Origin of the sequence: Synoicihabitans lomoniglobus, assembly GCF_029023725.1 — a bacterium.
GTDB classification, from domain to species: Bacteria; Verrucomicrobiota; Verrucomicrobiia; order Opitutales; family Opitutaceae; genus Actomonas; species Actomonas lomonigloba.
In genome coordinates, this window is sequence record NZ_CP119075.1 from 1,317,676 (window position 1) to 1,335,591 (window position 17,916).

The window sequence follows — 17,916 nt, forward strand, 5'->3', positions numbered from 1 at the left end:
GAAGCAAGTGAACCCGATCGATTAGCGTTACATGCGGGCGGGCGGACATGAAACGGACCCAAAAAAACCGTTCCGGAGTTCGGAACGGTGGTCGAATAAGTGGTGGCGAGACCCGGATTCGAACCGGGGACACGCGCATTTTCAGTGCGCTGCTCTACCAACTGAGCTATCTCGCCGTCAGAGGAGGGAGCAGAGGAAGCGTTCGCCGGGATGTCGTCAATAGGTTTTTATGATCCCGGATCACGTTGTTTCCTACGACCGAAACGATCGCCAGATGCTCAGATTGCGGTTTGGCTACTCAATCATGAGGCTGCTTTGCGCGTTTTTCCTGTTCGTCGCCGGATATGGGGTGGGATTGGCGCAAGATCCGATCGTGCGCCTGACCTTGGAAAACGATCCGGATTTTGAGGTAGTGGAGAAACCCACGCTCGTCGTTTACCCTCTGAGTGATCGCGTGAAGCGGATTATGAGTGAATCCGCCCAACGGCAGCTGGTGGCTGCCGACTACGCCTCCGACACGATGATTCGGACCGAAAGTCCCCGGCTGGCGCTTCAATAAATCCTGCATCAAATCAGCGAAAAATCGGATCGGCGCTTGGCCGCGATCATGAACTCACAGGTGGTGGATATCGAACCGGTCGCCCTGCTGATGGCAGTGGATCAAACATCGGTGTGGAATCTCCTGCTTACGCCAGCGGATGACGTAGGAACTTACGTTCTCACCGTTTCGGTGGTGATGGAGTAGCGACCGCGTTCGGAGAGGGGAGCGCGAGCGAGCTCGCGGCCTACGGAGGAGCGGGGAGACGCGGTCGTCGTCCGCCGTCTGACTCCGTGGGATGGGATCGAGGACGTGCGGAGGTTATTTGAGCAGGTCGCGGAGGTCGCCGAGTTCGAGTTGGGACGAGGCGGCGTCGCTGGCTTCGAAGACGTCGGCGAGCAGGGCGCGTTTGGTTTCCTGGAGGCCGAGCACCTTTTCTTCCACCGTGTTGGAGCAGATGAGTTTGTAGCTGGTGACGACGCGGTCCTGGCCGATGCGGTGGGCGCGGTCCGTCGCCTGAGCTTCCACGGCGGGGTTCCACCACGGGTCCATGTGGATGACGGTGTCGGCGCCGGTGAGATTGAGTCCGGTGCCGCCGGCTTTGAGCGAGAGGAAGAAGACGGGCACGCTGTCGTCGTTCTGGAAGCGGTCGACGGCGGCTTGGCGAGCTTTGGGCGACATGGCGCCGTCGAGGTAGGCGTAGGGCGTTTCGTTGGCGTCGAGTTCGGCGCGCATGAGGGCGAGCAACGACGTGAACTGGGAGAAGACCAATACGCGGTGACCCTCATCGACGATTTCGTCGAGGAGCTCACGAAAGGCGGCGAGTTTGGCCGACCATTCGGGCGCGGCCTCGGGTTGCACCAGGCGCGGGTCACAGCAGGTTTGGCGCAGGCGCAGCAACTGCGTGAGCGTGGCAAAACGCATCTTGTTCTCCGAGGCGCCGCTGGCTTGCAGATCGAACAGGGCGCGTTCGCTTTCTTCCTGCGTGCGGCGGTAAAGGGCGGACTGCTGCGAGGTGAGATCGCAGTAGATGACCTGCTCGATTTTGGGTGGGAGTTCAGGCGCAACGGCGGTCTTGGTGCGACGCAGGATGTAGGGCGCGGTCTGCGTGCGCAGCAGATCGTCGTGCCATCGTCGCTCGTCGCCGCGGGTGCCGGTGGGCACGGGTTTGACGAAGCCGGGCAGCAGGAATTCGAAGAGCGAACGCAGATCCTCGAGCGAGTTTTCCAGCGGGGTGCCGGTGAGGAGAAAACGGCTTTCGGCATCGAGGGCGCGCAGGGCCTTGGCGTTGCGCGTGCGGCGGTTTTTGATGTGCTGCGCTTCGTCGGCGATGACGGTGCGAAAACGATTGGCGGCGAAGATGGCGCGGTCGTTGGCGAGGGTGGCGTAGGACGTGAGGATGAGATCGTGGCGGGGGACGTCGGTGCCGGTATTGAGCCGCGAGGCACCGTGATGAACGAAGACGCGGAGTTGCGGCGTGAAACGCACGGCCTCACGGCGCCAGTTTTCCACGAGGGAAGCGGGGGCGATGACCAACACGGGGGCGGGGCCTTCGCTGGCGTGCAACGCGGCAATGAGCGAGAGGGCCTGGAGGGTTTTACCGAGACCCATTTCGTCGGCGAGAATGCCGCCGAGTTCGTTGCGGTGGAGATGCTGCAGCCAGGCGACGCCGAGCTTCTGGTAGGGACGCAGGAGCGCGGCGAGATCGGCGGGCAGCGGGGCCGGTTGCAACGTGGAGAGATCGCGCAAGGCGTTGCTGCGGGTGCGCCACGTCTGGGGGGGCTGGAAGCCGGGGGCGAGTTCTTCGAGGAGGTCGTCGATCTCGGCGACGCGGGCGGCGGAAACGCGATGGGTCTGGCGGGCTCCGCCGAGGGCGGTTTGTTCGCCGGCGAGCGCGCTCTGGGCGGCGCCGACCTGGGCGATGACCTCCTGGTCGATGAGGAAGATCTGTTTCCCGGACTCGATGTAGCCGCGGTTGGTGGTGATCGCGGAGGTGAGCTCGGAGGAGGCGGCATCACCGGCGGCGAGGCCGAGCGTCACATCGTAACCGTCGCGGGCTTCGGTGACCTTGGCCTCGATGTCGGCGATGGTGATGTGATCGGTATTGCGCTCGAAGTTGGCGGTGAACTCGGCGTGAAATTCCTCATGGAGGGCGGACATGTGCCGGGCGAGGAAGTTGAGCGTCTTGTGGCGGTCGCGCAGCCACCACTTGCGGTTGGAAGGTTCGAGGCGAAAGCCGTTGTCCTTGAGCAGGTCGAGCGCGGGGCCGTAGGCCTGCGAGTCGCGCGACGGCAGGGAGATGGCGAGGAAGTTTTCGGAACCGTCGACGCGCATCGGCGTGAGATCCTGATCGATTTGGGATTTTCGATGCTGGATTTTCGATTGCCGGGAGGACGCGGAACCGCCGGCGTCATGCCTCTTGGAAGGTGATCCTTGAGGTTTGGAAATTTCCGCCGGAGGCGGATTCACGTGTTCGGAGACGCCGCGCAGGATGGGGCCGACCCAGAGGAGGGTTTTGGCGGGGGCGTTAACGAAGGCGAAAACCGATTGGCCGCGCAGCAGGGTGAGTAGTTCGTGCAGTTGGGCGCGCGTGGTTTGCAGGAAAAGCACCGGCGCGGGCACGGCACCGAAGCGTTGCAGGGCGGCGAGAGCGGGCAGGATTTCGGAGGCGGGCGGACGGCTCAGGTCGACCTCGACCTTGAGCGCGATGGAGTCGCGCGGAGCGGTGGTGGCAAGATTGGGCGGAAGCAGGATGCGCAGCATGGACGGCGGACGTTGGCAGGACCGAGGGGCGGGCGTAAAGACCGCGCTCATCCGCCGAGGCCGTCGTCCCCATCTTTCTCGTTCTTCGTTCCGCTTTATCTTTCTCCCAGATCGCCGTTCTCGTTCTCGGTTCGATTTCGGTCGGTGGGGATAAAGAGAAAGATAACGAATAAAGAGAATGAGTTGGTGGAAGAACGATTTTTGGCGGGATTTGGGGATTGGGAATAGAATGATGGGCCCCATGCTCCCAAGAGCCGATGAGTCACGATGTCTTTAACCAGCTGGTGGATGCGCATTATACGCCGCTTTATCGTTTCGCGCTAAGTTTGGCGCGGCGGGAGGCCGATGCGTGTGATCTCGTGCAGCAGACGTTCTTCATCTGGGCGAAGAGCGGGCATCAACTACGCGAGACGGCGAAGGCCAAAACGTGGCTGTTTACCACGCTCTACCGCGAGTTCCTGCGGGGGCGGCGTCGGGACCAGCGTTCGCAGTCGATCGAGGATTTACCGCCGTCAGCCCAGGATGTGCCGAGCGAGGATGTCGATCACGCCCGGCGGTTGGACGGACAACAGATCGTCGCCGCGCTGCAGGATGTCGACGAAGTGTTTCGGGCGCCGCTGACGCTGTTTTACCTCGAAGACCTGAGTTATCAGGAGATCGCGGAGACGCTGGATGTGCCGATTGGCACGGTGATGTCGCGGCTGTCGCGAGGTAAGGCGCAGTTGCGTAAACTGGTCGCGCGCCTCGAGGCGGGTCGGTCGACCGAAGGCGGCATAGTGGAATTTCCCAAAATCAATAAAGGAGGGGTCAACCGATGACCAACGACGAAGCTAAATTCATGTTACAAGGGTATCGTCCCAATGGGGAGGATGCCGACAACGAGGCGTTTGCCGCGGCGCTGGCTCAGGCCGAGCGCGATCCCACGCTGCGCGAGTGGTTTGAGCGCGAGCAGGCGTTCGATACGGTGATCGCCGGCAAACTGCGCGAAGTCGCCGTGCCGGAAGGGTTGCGCGAGTCCGTCCTGGCGGGAACCAAGTTGAGCTCGGGCACCACGAAATCGAGCCGCCCGCGAGCGTGGTGGGCCCGGTCGTGGACGATCGGTCTGGCGGCGGCCGCCGCGGTGGTGATGGCCTTGACGATCAATTTCAACCGCGCGGGTCAACCGATCGCGTCGTTGCCGCGCGTGGATGCGATGTTGCAACTGGCCCTCGACGAATATCGCGGGGTGCACCCGATGGGGCCCCACGCCGATGCGTTGGGCACGTTCGGGGCGTGGCTGGAGAGTCCCGCCACGGCATTGAGCGCGAGCACGATGCCGGCGGATCTGGCGGCGCTCAAACTCGACGGCTGCCGCTCGGTCAGTGTGGCCGGTCATGACGTATTTGAAATCTGTTTCCGGCGGGGCGATGCGTGGTTTCATGTCTACCTCGCTCCGCGGACGGAGTTTGATCCGCAGTCCATCCACGCGGAGCCGATGTTTCACGAACAAGGTCAGTTTGTGGCGGCGTCGTGGGCGGATGATAAGTTCGTCTATCTGGTGTCGAGCACGGCGGGCCTCGCGACGTTGCGTGGTATTCTCTGACGCATGAGCGTGCTGCGACGCTACCTGCATTGGTTGCATCTGCGTTGGCCGGCGGGGCGCGTGGAGAAGCTGCCCGAAGTCAACAGCGACGGGACCACGGTCGTGCCCGGGGTGCGCGTGGTGGGCGACCTGACGGGCGTGCCGTTGTTGAAGTTTGCGGCCGATACCGGAGCCAAAGCGGCGAACGCGGTGGCGGATGAACTGGGCGCGGACGTCGGCGGCGACAGCGGCCCGATGGATCTGGCAATCGTGGGCGGCGGCGTGGCGGGATTGGCGGCGGCATTGGAGGCAAAACGGCGGGGGCTGCGGTTTGCGGTGTTCGAGGCGAGCGCGCCGTTCGCGACCATTGTCAATTTTCCCAAAGGCAAGCCGATCTATACGTATCCGACCGACATGGCACCGGCGGGCGACCTCGCGTTGCGGGCGGACGTGAAGGAAGACCTGCTGGCCGAACTGGAAGCCCAGCGGGTGGCGGCGGGCATCGAACCCAAGCGGGTGCGGATCGAAAAACTGGAGCGGAAAGGCGACCTGATCCGGCTGCATCATCCGGGCGGCGAACCCTTCGCGGCGCGGCGCGTGATCGTGGCGATCGGGCGGAGTGGCAATCATCGCAAATTGGGCGTGCCGGGCGAGGCGTTGGGAAAAGTGTTCAACCGTCTCCACGACCCGGCGGAGTTTGCCGGTCACAATGTCATGGTGGTCGGCGGGGGCGACTCCGCGCTGGAAGCGGCGGTGGCGTTGCAGCACGCCGGAGCGGCGGTGACGCTGAGTTATCGCGGGGAGGCGTTCACGCGGGCCAAGCCGGAAAATGTCGCGGCGGTGGCGGAGAGCGGTGTGAGCATCGTGCTGCGATCGACGGTGGTGGCGATTGAAGACGACACGGTGAAACTCCAGACGGCCGATGCCGAAACCAGCGTGCCGAACGATGCGGTGTTCGCGTTGATCGGGCGGGAAGCGCCGTTGGATTTTTTCCGTCGCAGTGGGATTCCGATTCAAGGCGAGACGAGTTTGGCGGGATGGCTGGGCGTGGTGGCGCTGCTGTTGTTTTGCACCTTTATCTACACGTGGAAAAGCGGCGGGCCGACCGAGAGCTGGATTGATCCGGCGGGTTTGGCGGCGTCGTGGCAGGAGCAAGCGGAGGACCGTTCGACGCTGATTGGCACGATCGCGGTGTCGATGAACTCGCGGTCGTTTTATTACACGCTGCTCTACAGCTCACTGATCCTGGGATTCGGAATCGACCGTATCCGCCGGAGACGCACGCCGTATGTGCGACGACAGACGATCGCGCTGATGTTGGTGCAGTGGTTGCCGCTGTTTGTCCTGCCGGAAGTGGTGCTGCCGTGGGCGGGTTATAACGAAGTTTTTTCGGGCGGAGGCGTGGGGGAGTCGGTCGGCGACGCGTTGTTCGAAAAGTATGTATCGCCCGACGCCTATGCAGTGGAGCTGTGGCCGGAGAACGGGCATCCCCGGGCTTATTGGCGCGCCTATGGTTTCATTTTGGCGTGGCCTCTGAACGTCTACAACGTGTTCAACGGCTCGCCGCATTGGTGGTGGATCGGGATCGGATTTTTTCAAACCTGTGTGCTGATCCCATGGATGGTTTACCGCTGGGGGAAAGGCGCCTACTGCGGCTGGATCTGCTCGTGCGGCGCGCTGGCGGAAACGATGGGGGATCGGCACCGTCACAAGATGCCGCACGGTCCGGGCTGGAATAAGGTCAACGTGATTGGCCAGGTGTTCCTGGCGGCGGCGGTCGCGTTGCTGGCCCTGCGGGTGGTCGGCTGGGTGTTGCCCGGCTCGTGGGTGGATACACATTTCAACCTCCTGCTCGAAGGCAAGGCGGCGGACGGCGGGAAAGCGGTTGGGTGGTTTTTTAGCTACAAGTGGTTCGTTGACGTGCTGTTTGGCGGGGTGATCGGCGTGGGGTTTTATTTCAAATACTCGGGCCGGGTGTGGTGTCGATTTGCGTGTCCGTTGGCGGCGTTGATGCACATCTACGCCCGTTTCACGCGGTTTCGGATTTTTGCCGACAAGAAGAAGTGTATTTCCTGCAACGTGTGCACGAGCGTTTGCCACCAAGGCATCGACGTCATGGCGTTTGCCAATCGGGGCGCACCGATGGAGGACCCGCAATGCGTGCGTTGCTCGGCCTGCGTGCAGAGCTGTCCGACGGGGGTATTAAGCTTTGGGCGATTGCTCGCCGACGGGAAACCGCTCTTCGACGAACTGCCCGCGTCGCCCGTGCAGATGAACGAGGCCAGGCGATAATCCGGGAATAGCAGGCGGGGGGCGCGGCTCCCATGCGAAACCCTGAATGACGCGCATGCCCCTTGTTCGATTTTCTAAATTCGCAATCGCAGTGACCGCGGTGCTGTTCCTCGCCGGTTGTGGGGCGGTGCCGCTCGCCCAACAACGTTTGGTTTCCAAAACCGAGATGACGTTTGAGCGTTCGGCAGCGGGTCATCCGTCGTCCAATCTCGTTTCCCAAATCGAACCCGGTCTCGCATCGAGCGGCGGAGCCCAAGCTGCCGGATGCACCTCATGTCGTTGATGCGGGCAGTATGGGCCGGAGTGGCATTGGGGCTGGCCGGAAACGTAGTCCGAGCTGAGCCCACGACGCTCGACGCCCTCCAGTGGGTGGACCGTAACACGGGCGATAAGGTGACGCTGGCCGATTTTAAAGGTCAGGTCGTGGTGCTGGATTTCTTCGCCTACTGGTGCGCGCCGTGTGCGCCCGCCTCCCGAGTGATCGAGCAAGACATTGCCCGCTACTATGCAAGCGAATCGGGCGGAGCGGGCGCGCCGATCACCGTGCTGGCTCTCAATGTTGAGTCCGCCCATACCGGGCGCACCGACGCCTTCATCAAGCGGGCGGGTATCAGCCGGGCATTGGACGACATCGCAGGCGCCACGCTGGAACAACTGGGCGCGCGCAGTCTGCCGTTTTTGGTCGTGCTCGATGGCACGGGCGAGTCGTGGCGGATCGCGTATCAACATAATGGATTCGAGGGAGTCGTCGCCTTGCGCGAAGTGATCGACCGGGTGCGGACGGAGGCAAAGCGATGAATTGGAGGCGATGGGTTGTGGTCGGCATGATGGCCAGCGTGGCCGGGCGAGCCGTGCCTCGTCTGGATCTCGGCGTCGAAGCCGTGGTGTCGGACGATGTGCAACTGTGGCAGGCAGCGGGCAACTGGCGGTGGGAGCAACCGGTGAAGGGACTGACGGGAGACGTGAGCGTGGCGAGCAACCATTTCGTGTTGGACTACACTCCGGTGAGTTTCGATTTCCGGGGCGAGGCGTTGACGCGGCGAGAACACAGCGAAGCGCTGCAGACGAATCTGCGATGGCGCACCAGCGAAAGTTGGGAGTGGTTGGTTTCGGCGGGCGCTTCGCAGGGCTTTACCAACTACCGGTCGTTGTGGTTGGCGGAGTATTTTCGGCAACAGTTCGAGCCGCTCGGGCAAACGACGATGGACCGTTATGAGGATCCCGATCCGCGGAGCCTGAGTGCCGGGGCCGGGGCGCGGTGGGAGTATGTGCGGGCGAGTGGGTTTTTACAGGCCGTCGTGACGGCGTTGCGCGATCAAGTGGCTCCTGGTTACGAGATTGATTTCGACGGACTGCGGCGCGGGCGAGACCGGCTCAACGGCGTGACGCTGAGCGTTTCCACGGAAAACGTGCTGAGCCCGCGCTTGCGCAGCAAAGTGGAACTGCGCGCGTCCCGGGTGAGTGATCGCGAATGGCGGTTGGGAGGAGAAGCGGCGTTGAATGTGGCGGCGGGAGAGAATCTGGTGGTGCGCCTCGCGGTGGGCGGCGCGACGGAGGACCCGCAGTTTCACGCCACCTATGCGACGGCGCTGGTCGACTGGTCGTTGACGGAGCGATGGGGCGGGTTTGTGCAGGGACGTTACTACCAGGACACGGGGAAAATTGAAGACGCGTTGTTGTTCACCAGTGCGGCGCCGGGATTGCACAGCCGACAAGTTGGTGGAGGCCTGCGGTGGCGGGGTGAGCGCTCGTCGGTGCGGATACAACTGGCATCGCTGAGCAGTGACCACGACCCGACCAATCCTCGTTTGGATTTCTTTCAGCACCTTTACCGCGACCGCCATTGGAACGTGTTCCAAGTGTCGTTTACCCGAGACCTTTGACCTCCTTTATTGTCGTGAAACGATTCCGCCTTTTACTCCTCTTCGTCTTCAGTCTGACCGTGGCATCAGGCCAGGGGCTTTACCAAGTGGGCGATACGATTGAGGACTTTGAACTTATTGATCGGGCGACGGGCGAGCCGGTGCGGCTCTACGAGCTGGAAGGCAATGTGATCTTTCTGGAGTGGTTTGCGCACTGGTGTCCATTTTGTCAGGCGGCGGCGGGAGAGATCGGGCCCGGAGTGGTCGACTACTACACCGATCGAGGCGGCAATGTGGATGGCATTCCCGTAAAGCACGTGGCGTTGAATCTGCAGGGCAACGAAGAGGCGGCGACGCAGGCGTTTGTGAATTTTTACGGCCTGGGATTGGTGTTGAATGACTTCAACCGGGCGGTGGCGGGGCGGTTTCAGAACGGCGGTCAGCCGATCTTTGCCATCATCAACGGGGTGACGAATTCCGCGAGTCACGAGCCCTGGGAGCTCATGTATTCGCAACTTGGTTACGGCATGTTGAATTTCCCCATCGCGACGTTTCGCGGGGTGATCGATGGCGTGCGCATGGAGAGTGGCGAACCCGAACCCGAGCCGGAACCGGAGCCCGAACCCGAACCGGTGGAGATCGAGACGCCGGCGGTGGCTTTTCCTCCCCGTGCCCAAACCGTGCGGGTCGGGCAGGCGGCGGAGTTCGTCGTCGCGGTGACGGGGGGAGGGGTGATGACGTATCAGTGGGAGCATGATGGCGTGGCGATTCCGAACGCGGTCATGCCGTATCTGAAGTTGGCAAATGTGAGTGCCGGTGACGCGGGGGAATATCGCGTGACGGCAACGAATGCGGCGGGGACGGTGACGAGCGCAGCGGCGCGGCTGACGTTGGACGCGACGGCGGAAGGTCGGTTGGTGAATCTCTCGTCGTTGTCGTATTCCGGCGCGGGGGCGGACCAGCTCGTGCCCGGATTTGTCGCGGAAGGCGCGGTGCGCCTGCTGGTGCGGGCGGCGGGGCCGGCGCTGGTGGAGTTTGGTGTCGAAGGTCGTCTCGCGAACCCGTTTTTGCAGTTGGCGGAAGGCAGCATGATCTTGTCGGACAATGACGATTGGAGCTCAACGGTGGGGGCTGAAATCGCGACCGCAGCCAATGCCGTGGGGGCGTTTGCGTTGCCGGAGGGAAGTCAGGACTCGGCGCTGATCTACGACTATGACGGTGGTCCCCGATCGGCCCCGGTGCGCGGAAGCGGCGGGGGCACGGGAATCTCGCTGGTGGAGGTTTATCAAGTGCCCACGGCAGGCCGACCGGGGCATTTGGTCAATTTGGCGACCCGGGGTTTGGTGCGCAGCAACGAGACGTTGGTGGCGGGATTTGTCATTGGGGGCACAGGGGCGCGCACGGTGTTGATCCGGGGAGTCGGGCCGGAGCTGGGGGCGTTCGGCGTGCCGGGGGTGTTGGCTGATCCCCAGCTGAATGTGGCGAGTGGCGGCACGGTGATGATTGGCAATGATGATTGGGCGAGTGGTCCGACGAACATGACGGCGGTGGCGAGTGCTGGGGCGGCGGCGGGGGCCTTTGTATTGGCGCCGGGCAGCGCGGATGCGGCGATGGCCATTACCTTGGCACCCGGCCAGTATACGGTGCAGATATCCGGCAAGGACGGGGCCTCCGGGGTGGTGTTGGCCGAAATTTATGATGTGACGGACAGGTAGGGCGGGCGAACGGACGACGCTGAAATTATTTTGCGATTTCACTTCTGCCCGAGGATGGGAGTGCTAGCGTGCGGGCTCTATTTTAATGGAAACAGCTGCGCGCAAGGCATCAGAGCCCATCAAGTTTGGCACGTTTGGCGGGGTGTTCGTGCCCAACGTTCTGACGATTTTGGGCGTCATCATGTTCCTGCGCACCGGCTGGGTGGTGGGGCAGGCCGGGTTGAAGGATGCGTTGATCATCCTGCTGATCGCCAACGCCATCACGTTGCTGACGAGTTTGTCGCTTTCGGCCATCTCGACCAACATCCGGGTAAAGGGCGGCGGCGCGTATTATCTGATCTCGCGGAATCTGGGGCTGGAGATCGGTGGCTCGGTGGGCTTGCCGCTGTTTCTGGCGCAGGCGGTATCGGTGGCGTTTTACATCATCGGTTTCGCCGAGTCGTTGGAGTTTTTGTTTCCGGAACTGCCGACGCGGATTGTCACCATCGTCACGTTGCTGGTGATTTTTGCGGTGGCGTGGGGCGGGGCCGATATTGCCGTGAAGGCCCAGTATTTCATTTTGGGTGCGTTGGGTTTGGCGGTGGTCTCGTTCTTTTTGGGGTGGACCCCGATTCCCGCTTGGTCGGCTAATTTCGCGCCGGGTTACACCGAAGGACTCGGTTTTTGGGCGGTGTTTGCGATCTTCTTCCCGGCGGTGACCGGCATCATGTCGGGGGTGAGTATGTCGGGGGATTTGAAGGATCCGTCGAAGAGTGTGCCCAAGGGCACGATCCTGGCGGTGATCGTGTGTTTTGTGGTCTATGCGGCGCAGATGATTTGGTTGTCCGTGCATGCGAGCCGCGAGGAACTCGTGACGAACACGCTGGTGATGCAGCGGATCGCGGTGGTGGGGCCGTTGATTTTTGTCGGGTTGTGGGCGGCGACGCTGTCGTCGGCGCTGGCCAGTTTGCTGGCGGCACCGCGGACGTTGCAGGCGCTGGCTCAGGACCACGTGGTGCCCTTTGCGTTGGGCAAGGGCCATGGCGCGGCCAACGAGCCGCGGATGGCTTTGGTGGTATCGGCGCTGTTGGCGGGACTGTGTTTGATGGCCGGTAAGCTCGACGTGATTGCGCCGGTGATCTCGATGTTTTTTCTGACCACCTACGGCACGGTGAACCTGGTGGCGGGCTTGAGTGCCCTGGCGGCGAACCCGAGCTACCGTCCGACGTTTCGGGTGCACTGGCTGCCGTGTTTGGCCGGCGCGGCGGGTTGTTTGTTTGCGATGTTTTTGCTGAGTCCGTTGGCGACGATCGTGGCGGTGGGCTGTATCGTGGGCCTGTATTTGCTGTTGAAGAGTCGCCAGTATCAGACGGCGTGGGGCGATGAGCGCAGTGGGATTTGGTTTTCACTGGCGCGGTTTGGTTTGCTGAAACTGGCAGCATCGCGTCAGCACGTGCGCAACTGGCGACCGGTGATTTTGGTGTTGGTGGGAAATCCGACCAACCGGCTCGCGTTGGTCGAATTGGCGAATCGCTTGGAGGCGCGCCGCGGATTTCTGTTTCTGGCGCAGATCGTGACGGGGGACTGGCAAAAACTGTTGCCGCGCCAACGCAAACTGCAGCGCCAGCTCGAAGATTTCATCCGGGAGAGCCGCTTGTCGGCGGTGGGCAAAACGGTGCTGGCGGATACGTTTGAGCACGGGGTTTCGACACTCCTGCAAGTGGCCGGGGTGGGGGCGCTGGAGCCCAATACGGTGTTGATGGGGTGGAGTGAGGACAACCTGCGCGAGGAGGCGTTTATCGGCTCGGTGCGCCGGATCCTGGAGCTCGAGCGCAACTTGTTGATTTTTGCCGAAGCCGAATTGCCGGACTACAAACTCGAACGGGTGATCGACGTGTGGTGGCGGGCGCGGGCCAACGGCAGCTTCATGCTCACGCTGGCGCATCTCTGGCAGCAAGGGGTGGCGGGTAAACCGTTTCGTTTGCGCGTGCGGCGAATCATCGAATCCGAGGGGGGGCGCGCGGAAATCGAAGCGGCGATGAAGGAATTGGTCCGGGCGACCCGCTTTGAAGCGGAGATCGATATCATCGTGGATACGGGTTTGCCGTATGACGTGATTGCACGGGAGTCGGAAATGTCGGCCCTGTGTTTTGTGGGGGTGGCACTCGATCATGCGGGGCATGTGGAGAATCCGCTCGAAGGATTAAAGCCCCTGGTGAACAGCTTGAAAGGTGGCATCGTTTTGGCAAAAAGCTGGGAGGATCTTCATGCGCACGAAACGTCCGACGACTAGGAGGGGTTGGGGAAATGACGAAGACGGGAAGATAATGGGAGCTCAATTGTCACACGAACGATGCGATTTTTAATCACCGCAGGTCCCACGCGAGAGCACATCGATCCAGTGCGTTATTTGAGCAACGGTTCGAGCGGTAAAATGGGCTACGCACTCGCGGCGGCGGCGGTGGCGCGCGGTGGGTCGGTGGAACTCGTCAGCGGGCCGGTGGCGCTGCCGCCGCCTCCGGGCGTGAACGTGACTCGGGTGATCTCGGCGGCTGAAATGCACGCGGCTTGTGCAGCGCGCATGACCGCCTGCGACGTGTTCATCGCGGTGGCGGCGGTGGCGGACTATCGACCCAAGCATCGATCGACCGACAAAGCGGCGAAACTGCCGGGCGATGTGACGCTGGAACTGGAGCCCACGGTGGATATTTTGAAGGCGATGGGCCGCTTGCGAACCGCGGATCAAGTGCTGGTGGGCTTTGCGGCGGAGACCTCGGACCTGGAGGTCAAGGCTCCGGCCAAACTTGCGGCCAAAGGCTGTGATTGGATCGTGGCCAACGACGTGAGTGCAACCGGATTGGGCATGGAATCCGATGATAACGCGGTGAGTATTTGGAATACGACCGGGCGCGTGGGGATGCTCGGTCCCGCGCCAAAAACCCGCTTGGCGGAACAGATTTTGGCTTTGGTCCTGGGCGACGGCGGAGGGTGAGCGGCGGACTCACCGGGCGGGAAGTCGGACGGAATTCTCCCTTGGCAATGGCGACGGGGGGCGCAGCGTGAGCGTCGTGCGATGAAGTTACGTGCCCCTGCAGTCCAAGACTTGGTATTCGTCGCGCCGCTACTGTGCTTCGGGTTCGCTTGGCTCATGGCGCAGTTTGCGTTCTTCGATGGACTGGAGTGGCGCACGCTCGACTGGCGCACCCGGGTTCGAGCGGAAGCGGGACAGCCGGCCCCGAACGATAAGATTCTGGTGGTGGGCATCGGTGATCGTTCCACCAACAACATCGAGCCGTGGCCGTTTCGGCGCGCGTATCACGCCCAGTTGCAAATGATGGCGTTGCACGAAAAGCCCCGTGTCTGGGTTTGGGATGTGATTTTTGCCAACCGCGTGGACCGCACCGGGGTGTCGTTGGACCTCGAATCGGATCTGGATTTCACGGATGCGACGGTCGCGGCCCGGGAAGCGAATGTGCCGGTGGTGTTTGCGGCGGTGTCGAGTGCGGATCCGACGGGTGATGATTTGAGCGCTCCGGGACTAACGCAGGCGTTCGATCGAATTGAGGGTCCGCGGGAAGCACTGGCGACGGAGCCCGAGGCGACCTTACCGTTTCCCGGACTGCGGGAGAACGGCTACTTTGGGACGGTCGATGCGCCGCGGGGAGCCGGTGGTATCGTGCGGGAAATGCCCATGTTGGTGCGGTTGGGTGATCGAGTGTATCCGTCGCTCACCCTGCAAACGGCGATGTGCTACTGGAAAGTGGACGTCGACGAAGTTCGGATTGTTTTGGGAGACGGAATCTATTTGGGGCCGAAAGCGGATAACCGCCGGATTCCGATCAACGCCCGGGGGCAGTTGTTGGTGAATTACCGCTACGAAAAAATGGAGCCCGACGATCCGATCGGGATCGAGATGCCGACCATCGAATATTTCGACCAGATGGTCGCTTTGTTTCAAACCTATGTGGCGAAGGAAGCCGACGTGCGTCCGCCCGTTTCAATGGACGGAAAAATTGTCATGGTCGGTGAATTTTCGACCGACGCGGGTCCATCGCCGCGGGCGGATTTGAGTCCGCTGGTTTTGCTTCACGCGAACGTGCTCAACAACATTTTGGAGAGCGATTATGTGCAGCCCACTGATCCTTTTCACGTTTGGGGAGGAGCATTGATCGTGGGGTATGCGGGTATTTTGCTGCTGCGCCGACGTTCCATTTTCCTGATGTCGTTGTTCACCGTTGCGGCGCTATTGGCCTACACGTGGTTCACGTTCGATGCCTGGATCGAGCACAACCGATGGATCCCATTGGCGGCTCCCTTGCTCGGCTTTGTGATCCTGCAATTCGTGCTGATCGTGCATCGGGTGTTGGTCGAACAGTCATCCAAAGCGCAACTGCGTTCCATGTTTGGCAGTTATCTGTCGCCGGTGGTGATCCAGCAAATGGTGGACTCCGGGAAAAATCCCGAACTGGGAGGGATGGAGGCGGAAATCACGGCCTATTTTTCGGACATCCAAAGTTTTTCCGCGTTCTCGGAGGTATTGCCCCCGCGTCAATTGGTGGCGCTGCTCAACGAGTATCTGACCGCCTGCACCGACATCATTCGAGAGCAGGGCGGCACGCTCGATAAATACATCGGCGATGCGGTGGTGGCCATGTTTGGCGCTCCGGTGCCGTTGGAAGACCACGCCTATCGCGCGTGTCTCACGAGTATTCTGGTGCAGGAAAAATTGGAGGAACTGCGCGCGGAGTGGATCGAAGCTGGGGACAAATGGCCGGCGATCGTGCGGCAGATGCGCACTCGAATCGGTCTCAACACGGGCGAATGCATGATCGGGAACATGGGGAGTCGGACGCGGTTTGATTACACCATGATGGGCGACAACGTGAACCTGGCCGCGCGCATGGAGAGCGGGGCAAAAAGTTGGGGAGTGTTCAACATGGTCACGGAGGAAACGCGACGAGCTTGCGAGCAGCACGGCGGCGACAGCATTGTTTTCCGGTCGTTGGGTAAAATCGTGGTGAAGGGGCGCACACAGGCGGTTCCGATTCACGAAGTGATCGGGCGGCGTGAAAAGCTGACCGCTGAAACCCTGCGTGGAGTGGCGCTGTTCGAGCGCGGTTTAGCCCGCTATCTGGCGCGCGACTGGATGGGCGCGTCGGCTTTGTTTGAGCAAAGTGCAAAGCTCGAGCGCTTGCTGCCGGGGGACGCCGCCGGGGTAAAATCATCTCCGTCGTTGGTCTACCTCGATATTGTGGCAGAAATGGCGGAGCATCCCCCGGGCCCGAACTGGGATGGCGTCTACACCATGACCGATAAGTAGAAATTCCATTAATAAAATGCTGGTAATGATTTACAACTCTATCGATGCCGTCGGACCGTTGAAGGCAGGTTGAAAAAGGTCTCTTTTGTGAACTCTTCTCGCAATTCGATAACATTTATTACAATTTCACCGCACGTCTTCTCACCAGAACTTAAGTTACCCGCCTGCCAATAGTATGAAAACCAAGCGTATTTTAACCGTTTTAGTCGCCTTGTTTTGGGTCGCGACGATTTCGGCGCAGACCGCGAAAGTAATTCGCATGACCGGAGCAAAGTCGGCGACCGTGCTCTTGCCCGATCAAGTCGAGGAAACCGTGCTGGAGGAAGGTCAGGAGGTGCCGGTCGGGTCACTCATTCTCGTAGGCGAAGGCACCAAACTCTTTTTGCGCACCTTCACGGGCACGATTACCGTGGCCGAAGCGGAGTCCATTTTTGAAATCGAGACAGTCGAAATCACGGCGGACAATAAGGAGAAGACCGTCTTGGATCTGCGCAGCGGCAATTTGGTCGCCAATCTCGATCCCAAAAAGCGGGCCACGAATGATTACGGAGTGCGCACCCCCAAAGGAGTCGCCGCTGCTCGAGGCACCAATTTCACGATCAGTGTGGACGGTCTCGACGTTTTGGTGACGGTCTCGGCGGGGGTGGTGACGGTCGAGATTCCGGAGTTTCCTTTGCCCGTCTCCCTTTCTCCCGGCCAAGCTTCGAGTGGCGGTGCGGCCACCACACTTTCCGCCGTGATGAACAACCCGGCGACAGCCGCTGTTGCGCGTGCCGTGGTGCAAGCCACCGCCTCCGCCGTGTCGAGTCTGGCGGCGGATCCGGACTCGGGCGTGACGTCGGAAACCGTATCTCAGGTCGTGACCACCGCCGGTCAGGCCGCAGCCGAAACAGGCGATTCGGCACTGGTTTCGTCCGTCGCCGCGGCGGCCACCGAGGCGAATCCAGCCATGGCCGAAACCGCGGTGACCGCGGCGGTCGCCACGAATCCTGCGGCCGCTGCTGAGATTGCCGGGGCGGCCACCGCCGCCTTTCCTGCATCGGCTCAAGCAGTGGTGCAAGCAGCTGTGGCCTCCAACCCGTCCTCCGCCGCCGCTGTAACCACCGCCGCGACGACCGCAGCCCCCACTCAAGCCCAAGCGGTGGTGCAAGGCGCCGTGAATTCCAACCCCGGAGCCGCGGCTGAAATTGCCACGGCCGCGACCGCGGTGGCCCCGGAATCCGCTGATGCCGTGGTGCAAACCGCAGTGACGGCCAATCCGGCAGCTGCATCCCAAGTGGTGACCGGCGTGGTGCAATCGGTCTCTCGCTCGACTGGAGCAAATGTCCAGACCACAGCGCAAGCTCTCGCCACGACGGCCAACACCGCGTCGGCGGCGGCCGGTAGCACGGAGACGGTGGATGCTAACACGGTGGCGCAAGACGTTGAAACGGCTGCGGCCGCAGAAACAGCGGCCACGGAAGAAACGGCGACGGACGAGGAAGAGGCCGAGGAAGACGCGGAAGAGGCGGAAGAAGAAGCCGCCGAAGAAGAAGCCGAAGAGTCTGCGGAGGAAGAGGCGGAGGAAACTCCCGCCGAGGACGAAAACGCCACGGAAGAGGAAGCTCCCGTGGAGGAAGAAGCCCCCGCGGAAGAAGAAGCGTCGGCCGAGGATGAAGCTCCGATTGAGGAAGAGGCTCCGAGCGAAGAAGAATCGCCAGCCGAGGAAACTCCGGCCGAGGAGACTCCGGTCGAAACGCCCGAGGTGCCGGAAGATGTTCCGGAGATCCCCGACCTTGACGAAGTGGGGAACGTCAGCACCTCCAGTTGATGGTGCCGTCGTCCGCCTGAGAAAAACTTAACGCCCGGTCACCGCCGGGCGTTTTTTTTGAGGGAGCAAAGCGGCC

Annotated in this window: 14 protein-coding genes and 1 tRNA gene; 13 read left to right on the forward strand and 2 right to left on the reverse strand. The window is 61.8% G+C overall.

The features are described 5' to 3' along the window. Positions 1-100 precede the first annotated feature (100 nt). Positions 101-176: transfer RNA gene (locus PXH66_RS05075), tRNA-Phe, on the reverse strand. Between the two features lie 128 nt (positions 177-304). Between PXH66_RS05075 and PXH66_RS05080 the strand changes: the two genes are divergently transcribed. Then, on the forward strand, positions 305-559 hold the full coding sequence (locus PXH66_RS05080) for a hypothetical protein (protein ID WP_330928478.1): 255 nt from the start codon (positions 305-307) through the stop codon (positions 557-559). A 48-nt stretch (positions 560-607) separates the two neighbouring features. Continuing rightward, the gene (locus PXH66_RS05085) at positions 608-745 is read left to right on the forward strand and encodes a hypothetical protein (RefSeq protein WP_330928479.1); all 138 of its coding nucleotides are present in this window, start codon (positions 608-610) and stop codon (positions 743-745) included. A gap of 114 nt (positions 746-859) precedes the next feature. Here PXH66_RS05085 and PXH66_RS05090 read toward each other — a convergent pair whose 3' ends face one another. Next, positions 860-3,352: a DEAD/DEAH box helicase gene (locus tag PXH66_RS05090; protein WP_330932255.1), complete on the reverse strand. Its 2,493-nt coding sequence runs from the start codon at positions 3,350-3,352 to the stop codon at positions 860-862. A gap of 206 nt (positions 3,353-3,558) precedes the next feature. Here PXH66_RS05090 and PXH66_RS05095 point away from each other — a divergent pair, with 206 nt between their 5' ends. From PXH66_RS05095 to PXH66_RS05145, 11 genes are all read left to right on the forward strand, one after another. Continuing rightward, a complete protein-coding gene (locus PXH66_RS05095) occupies positions 3,559-4,119 on the forward strand; it encodes an RNA polymerase sigma factor (protein WP_330928481.1) in 561 nt (186 codons plus the stop codon). After that, a complete protein-coding gene (locus PXH66_RS05100) occupies positions 4,116-4,883 on the forward strand; it encodes a hypothetical protein (protein WP_330928483.1) in 768 nt (255 codons plus the stop codon). The genes PXH66_RS05095 and PXH66_RS05100 overlap by 4 nt, the downstream gene beginning before the upstream one ends. 3 nt (positions 4,884-4,886) lie before the next feature. Beyond that, on the forward strand, positions 4,887-7,154 hold the full coding sequence (locus PXH66_RS05105; protein ID WP_330928484.1) for an NAD(P)-binding domain-containing protein: 2,268 nt from the start codon (positions 4,887-4,889) through the stop codon (positions 7,152-7,154). A gap of 55 nt (positions 7,155-7,209) precedes the next feature. After that, positions 7,210-7,437, forward strand: a complete 228-nt coding sequence (locus PXH66_RS05110; RefSeq protein ID WP_330928485.1) for a hypothetical protein — start codon at positions 7,210-7,212, stop codon at positions 7,435-7,437. Next, positions 7,428-7,952 (forward strand): TlpA family protein disulfide reductase, encoded by a 525-nt coding sequence (locus PXH66_RS05115; RefSeq protein WP_330928486.1) that lies wholly within the window; start codon positions 7,428-7,430, stop codon positions 7,950-7,952. The genes PXH66_RS05110 and PXH66_RS05115 overlap by 10 nt, the downstream gene beginning before the upstream one ends. Positions 7,953-8,005: 53 nt before the next feature. Next, a complete protein-coding gene (locus PXH66_RS05120) occupies positions 8,006-9,037 on the forward strand; it encodes a hypothetical protein (protein WP_330932256.1) in 1,032 nt (343 codons plus the stop codon). A gap of 14 nt (positions 9,038-9,051) precedes the next feature. Then, positions 9,052-10,731 (forward strand): immunoglobulin domain-containing protein, encoded by a 1,680-nt coding sequence (locus tag PXH66_RS05125; protein ID WP_330928488.1) that lies wholly within the window; start codon positions 9,052-9,054, stop codon positions 10,729-10,731. Positions 10,732-10,816: 85 nt separating this feature from the next. Further along, positions 10,817-13,003 carry an APC family permease gene (locus PXH66_RS05130; RefSeq protein WP_330928489.1) on the forward strand — a complete coding sequence of 729 codons (2,187 nt, stop codon included), beginning with the start codon at positions 10,817-10,819 and terminating at the stop codon, positions 13,001-13,003. A 60-nt stretch (positions 13,004-13,063) separates the two neighbouring features. Further along, entirely contained in the window at positions 13,064-13,702 is a 639-nt protein-coding gene (locus PXH66_RS05135; protein WP_330928490.1) for a phosphopantothenoylcysteine decarboxylase, read from the forward strand. A gap of 81 nt (positions 13,703-13,783) precedes the next feature. Further along, entirely contained in the window at positions 13,784-16,030 is a 2,247-nt protein-coding gene (locus PXH66_RS05140; protein ID WP_330928491.1) for an adenylate/guanylate cyclase domain-containing protein, read from the forward strand. 175 nt (positions 16,031-16,205) lie between these two features. Next, entirely contained in the window at positions 16,206-17,840 is a 1,635-nt protein-coding gene (locus PXH66_RS05145) for a FecR domain-containing protein (RefSeq protein WP_330928492.1), read from the forward strand. Positions 17,841-17,916 lie beyond the last annotated feature (76 nt).

Bases quoted from the DNA above. Each gene is read 5' to 3' on its own strand.
- PXH66_RS05095 (WP_330928481.1), top strand. From the start codon at position 3,559: ATGAGTCACGATGTCTTTAACCAGCTGGTGGATGCGCATTATACGCCG.
- PXH66_RS05080 (WP_330928478.1), top strand. From the start codon at position 305: ATGAGGCTGCTTTGCGCGTTTTTCCTGTTCGTCGCCGGATATGGGGTG.
- PXH66_RS05100 (WP_330928483.1), top strand. From the start codon at position 4,116: ATGACCAACGACGAAGCTAAATTCATGTTACAAGGGTATCGTCCCAAT.
- PXH66_RS05090 (WP_330932255.1), bottom strand. From the start codon at position 3,352: ATGAGCGCGGTCTTTACGCCCGCCCCTCGGTCCTGCCAACGTCCGCCG.
- PXH66_RS05135 (WP_330928490.1), top strand. From the start codon at position 13,064: ATGCGATTTTTAATCACCGCAGGTCCCACGCGAGAGCACATCGATCCA.
- PXH66_RS05130 (WP_330928489.1), top strand. From the start codon at position 10,817: ATGGAAACAGCTGCGCGCAAGGCATCAGAGCCCATCAAGTTTGGCACG.
- PXH66_RS05105 (WP_330928484.1), top strand. From the start codon at position 4,887: ATGAGCGTGCTGCGACGCTACCTGCATTGGTTGCATCTGCGTTGGCCG.
- PXH66_RS05085 (WP_330928479.1), top strand. From the start codon at position 608: ATGAACTCACAGGTGGTGGATATCGAACCGGTCGCCCTGCTGATGGCA.
- PXH66_RS05140 (WP_330928491.1), top strand. From the start codon at position 13,784: ATGAAGTTACGTGCCCCTGCAGTCCAAGACTTGGTATTCGTCGCGCCG.
- PXH66_RS05110 (WP_330928485.1), top strand. From the start codon at position 7,210: ATGCCCCTTGTTCGATTTTCTAAATTCGCAATCGCAGTGACCGCGGTG.
- PXH66_RS05115 (WP_330928486.1), top strand. From the start codon at position 7,428: ATGTCGTTGATGCGGGCAGTATGGGCCGGAGTGGCATTGGGGCTGGCC.
- PXH66_RS05145 (WP_330928492.1), top strand. From the start codon at position 16,206: ATGAAAACCAAGCGTATTTTAACCGTTTTAGTCGCCTTGTTTTGGGTC.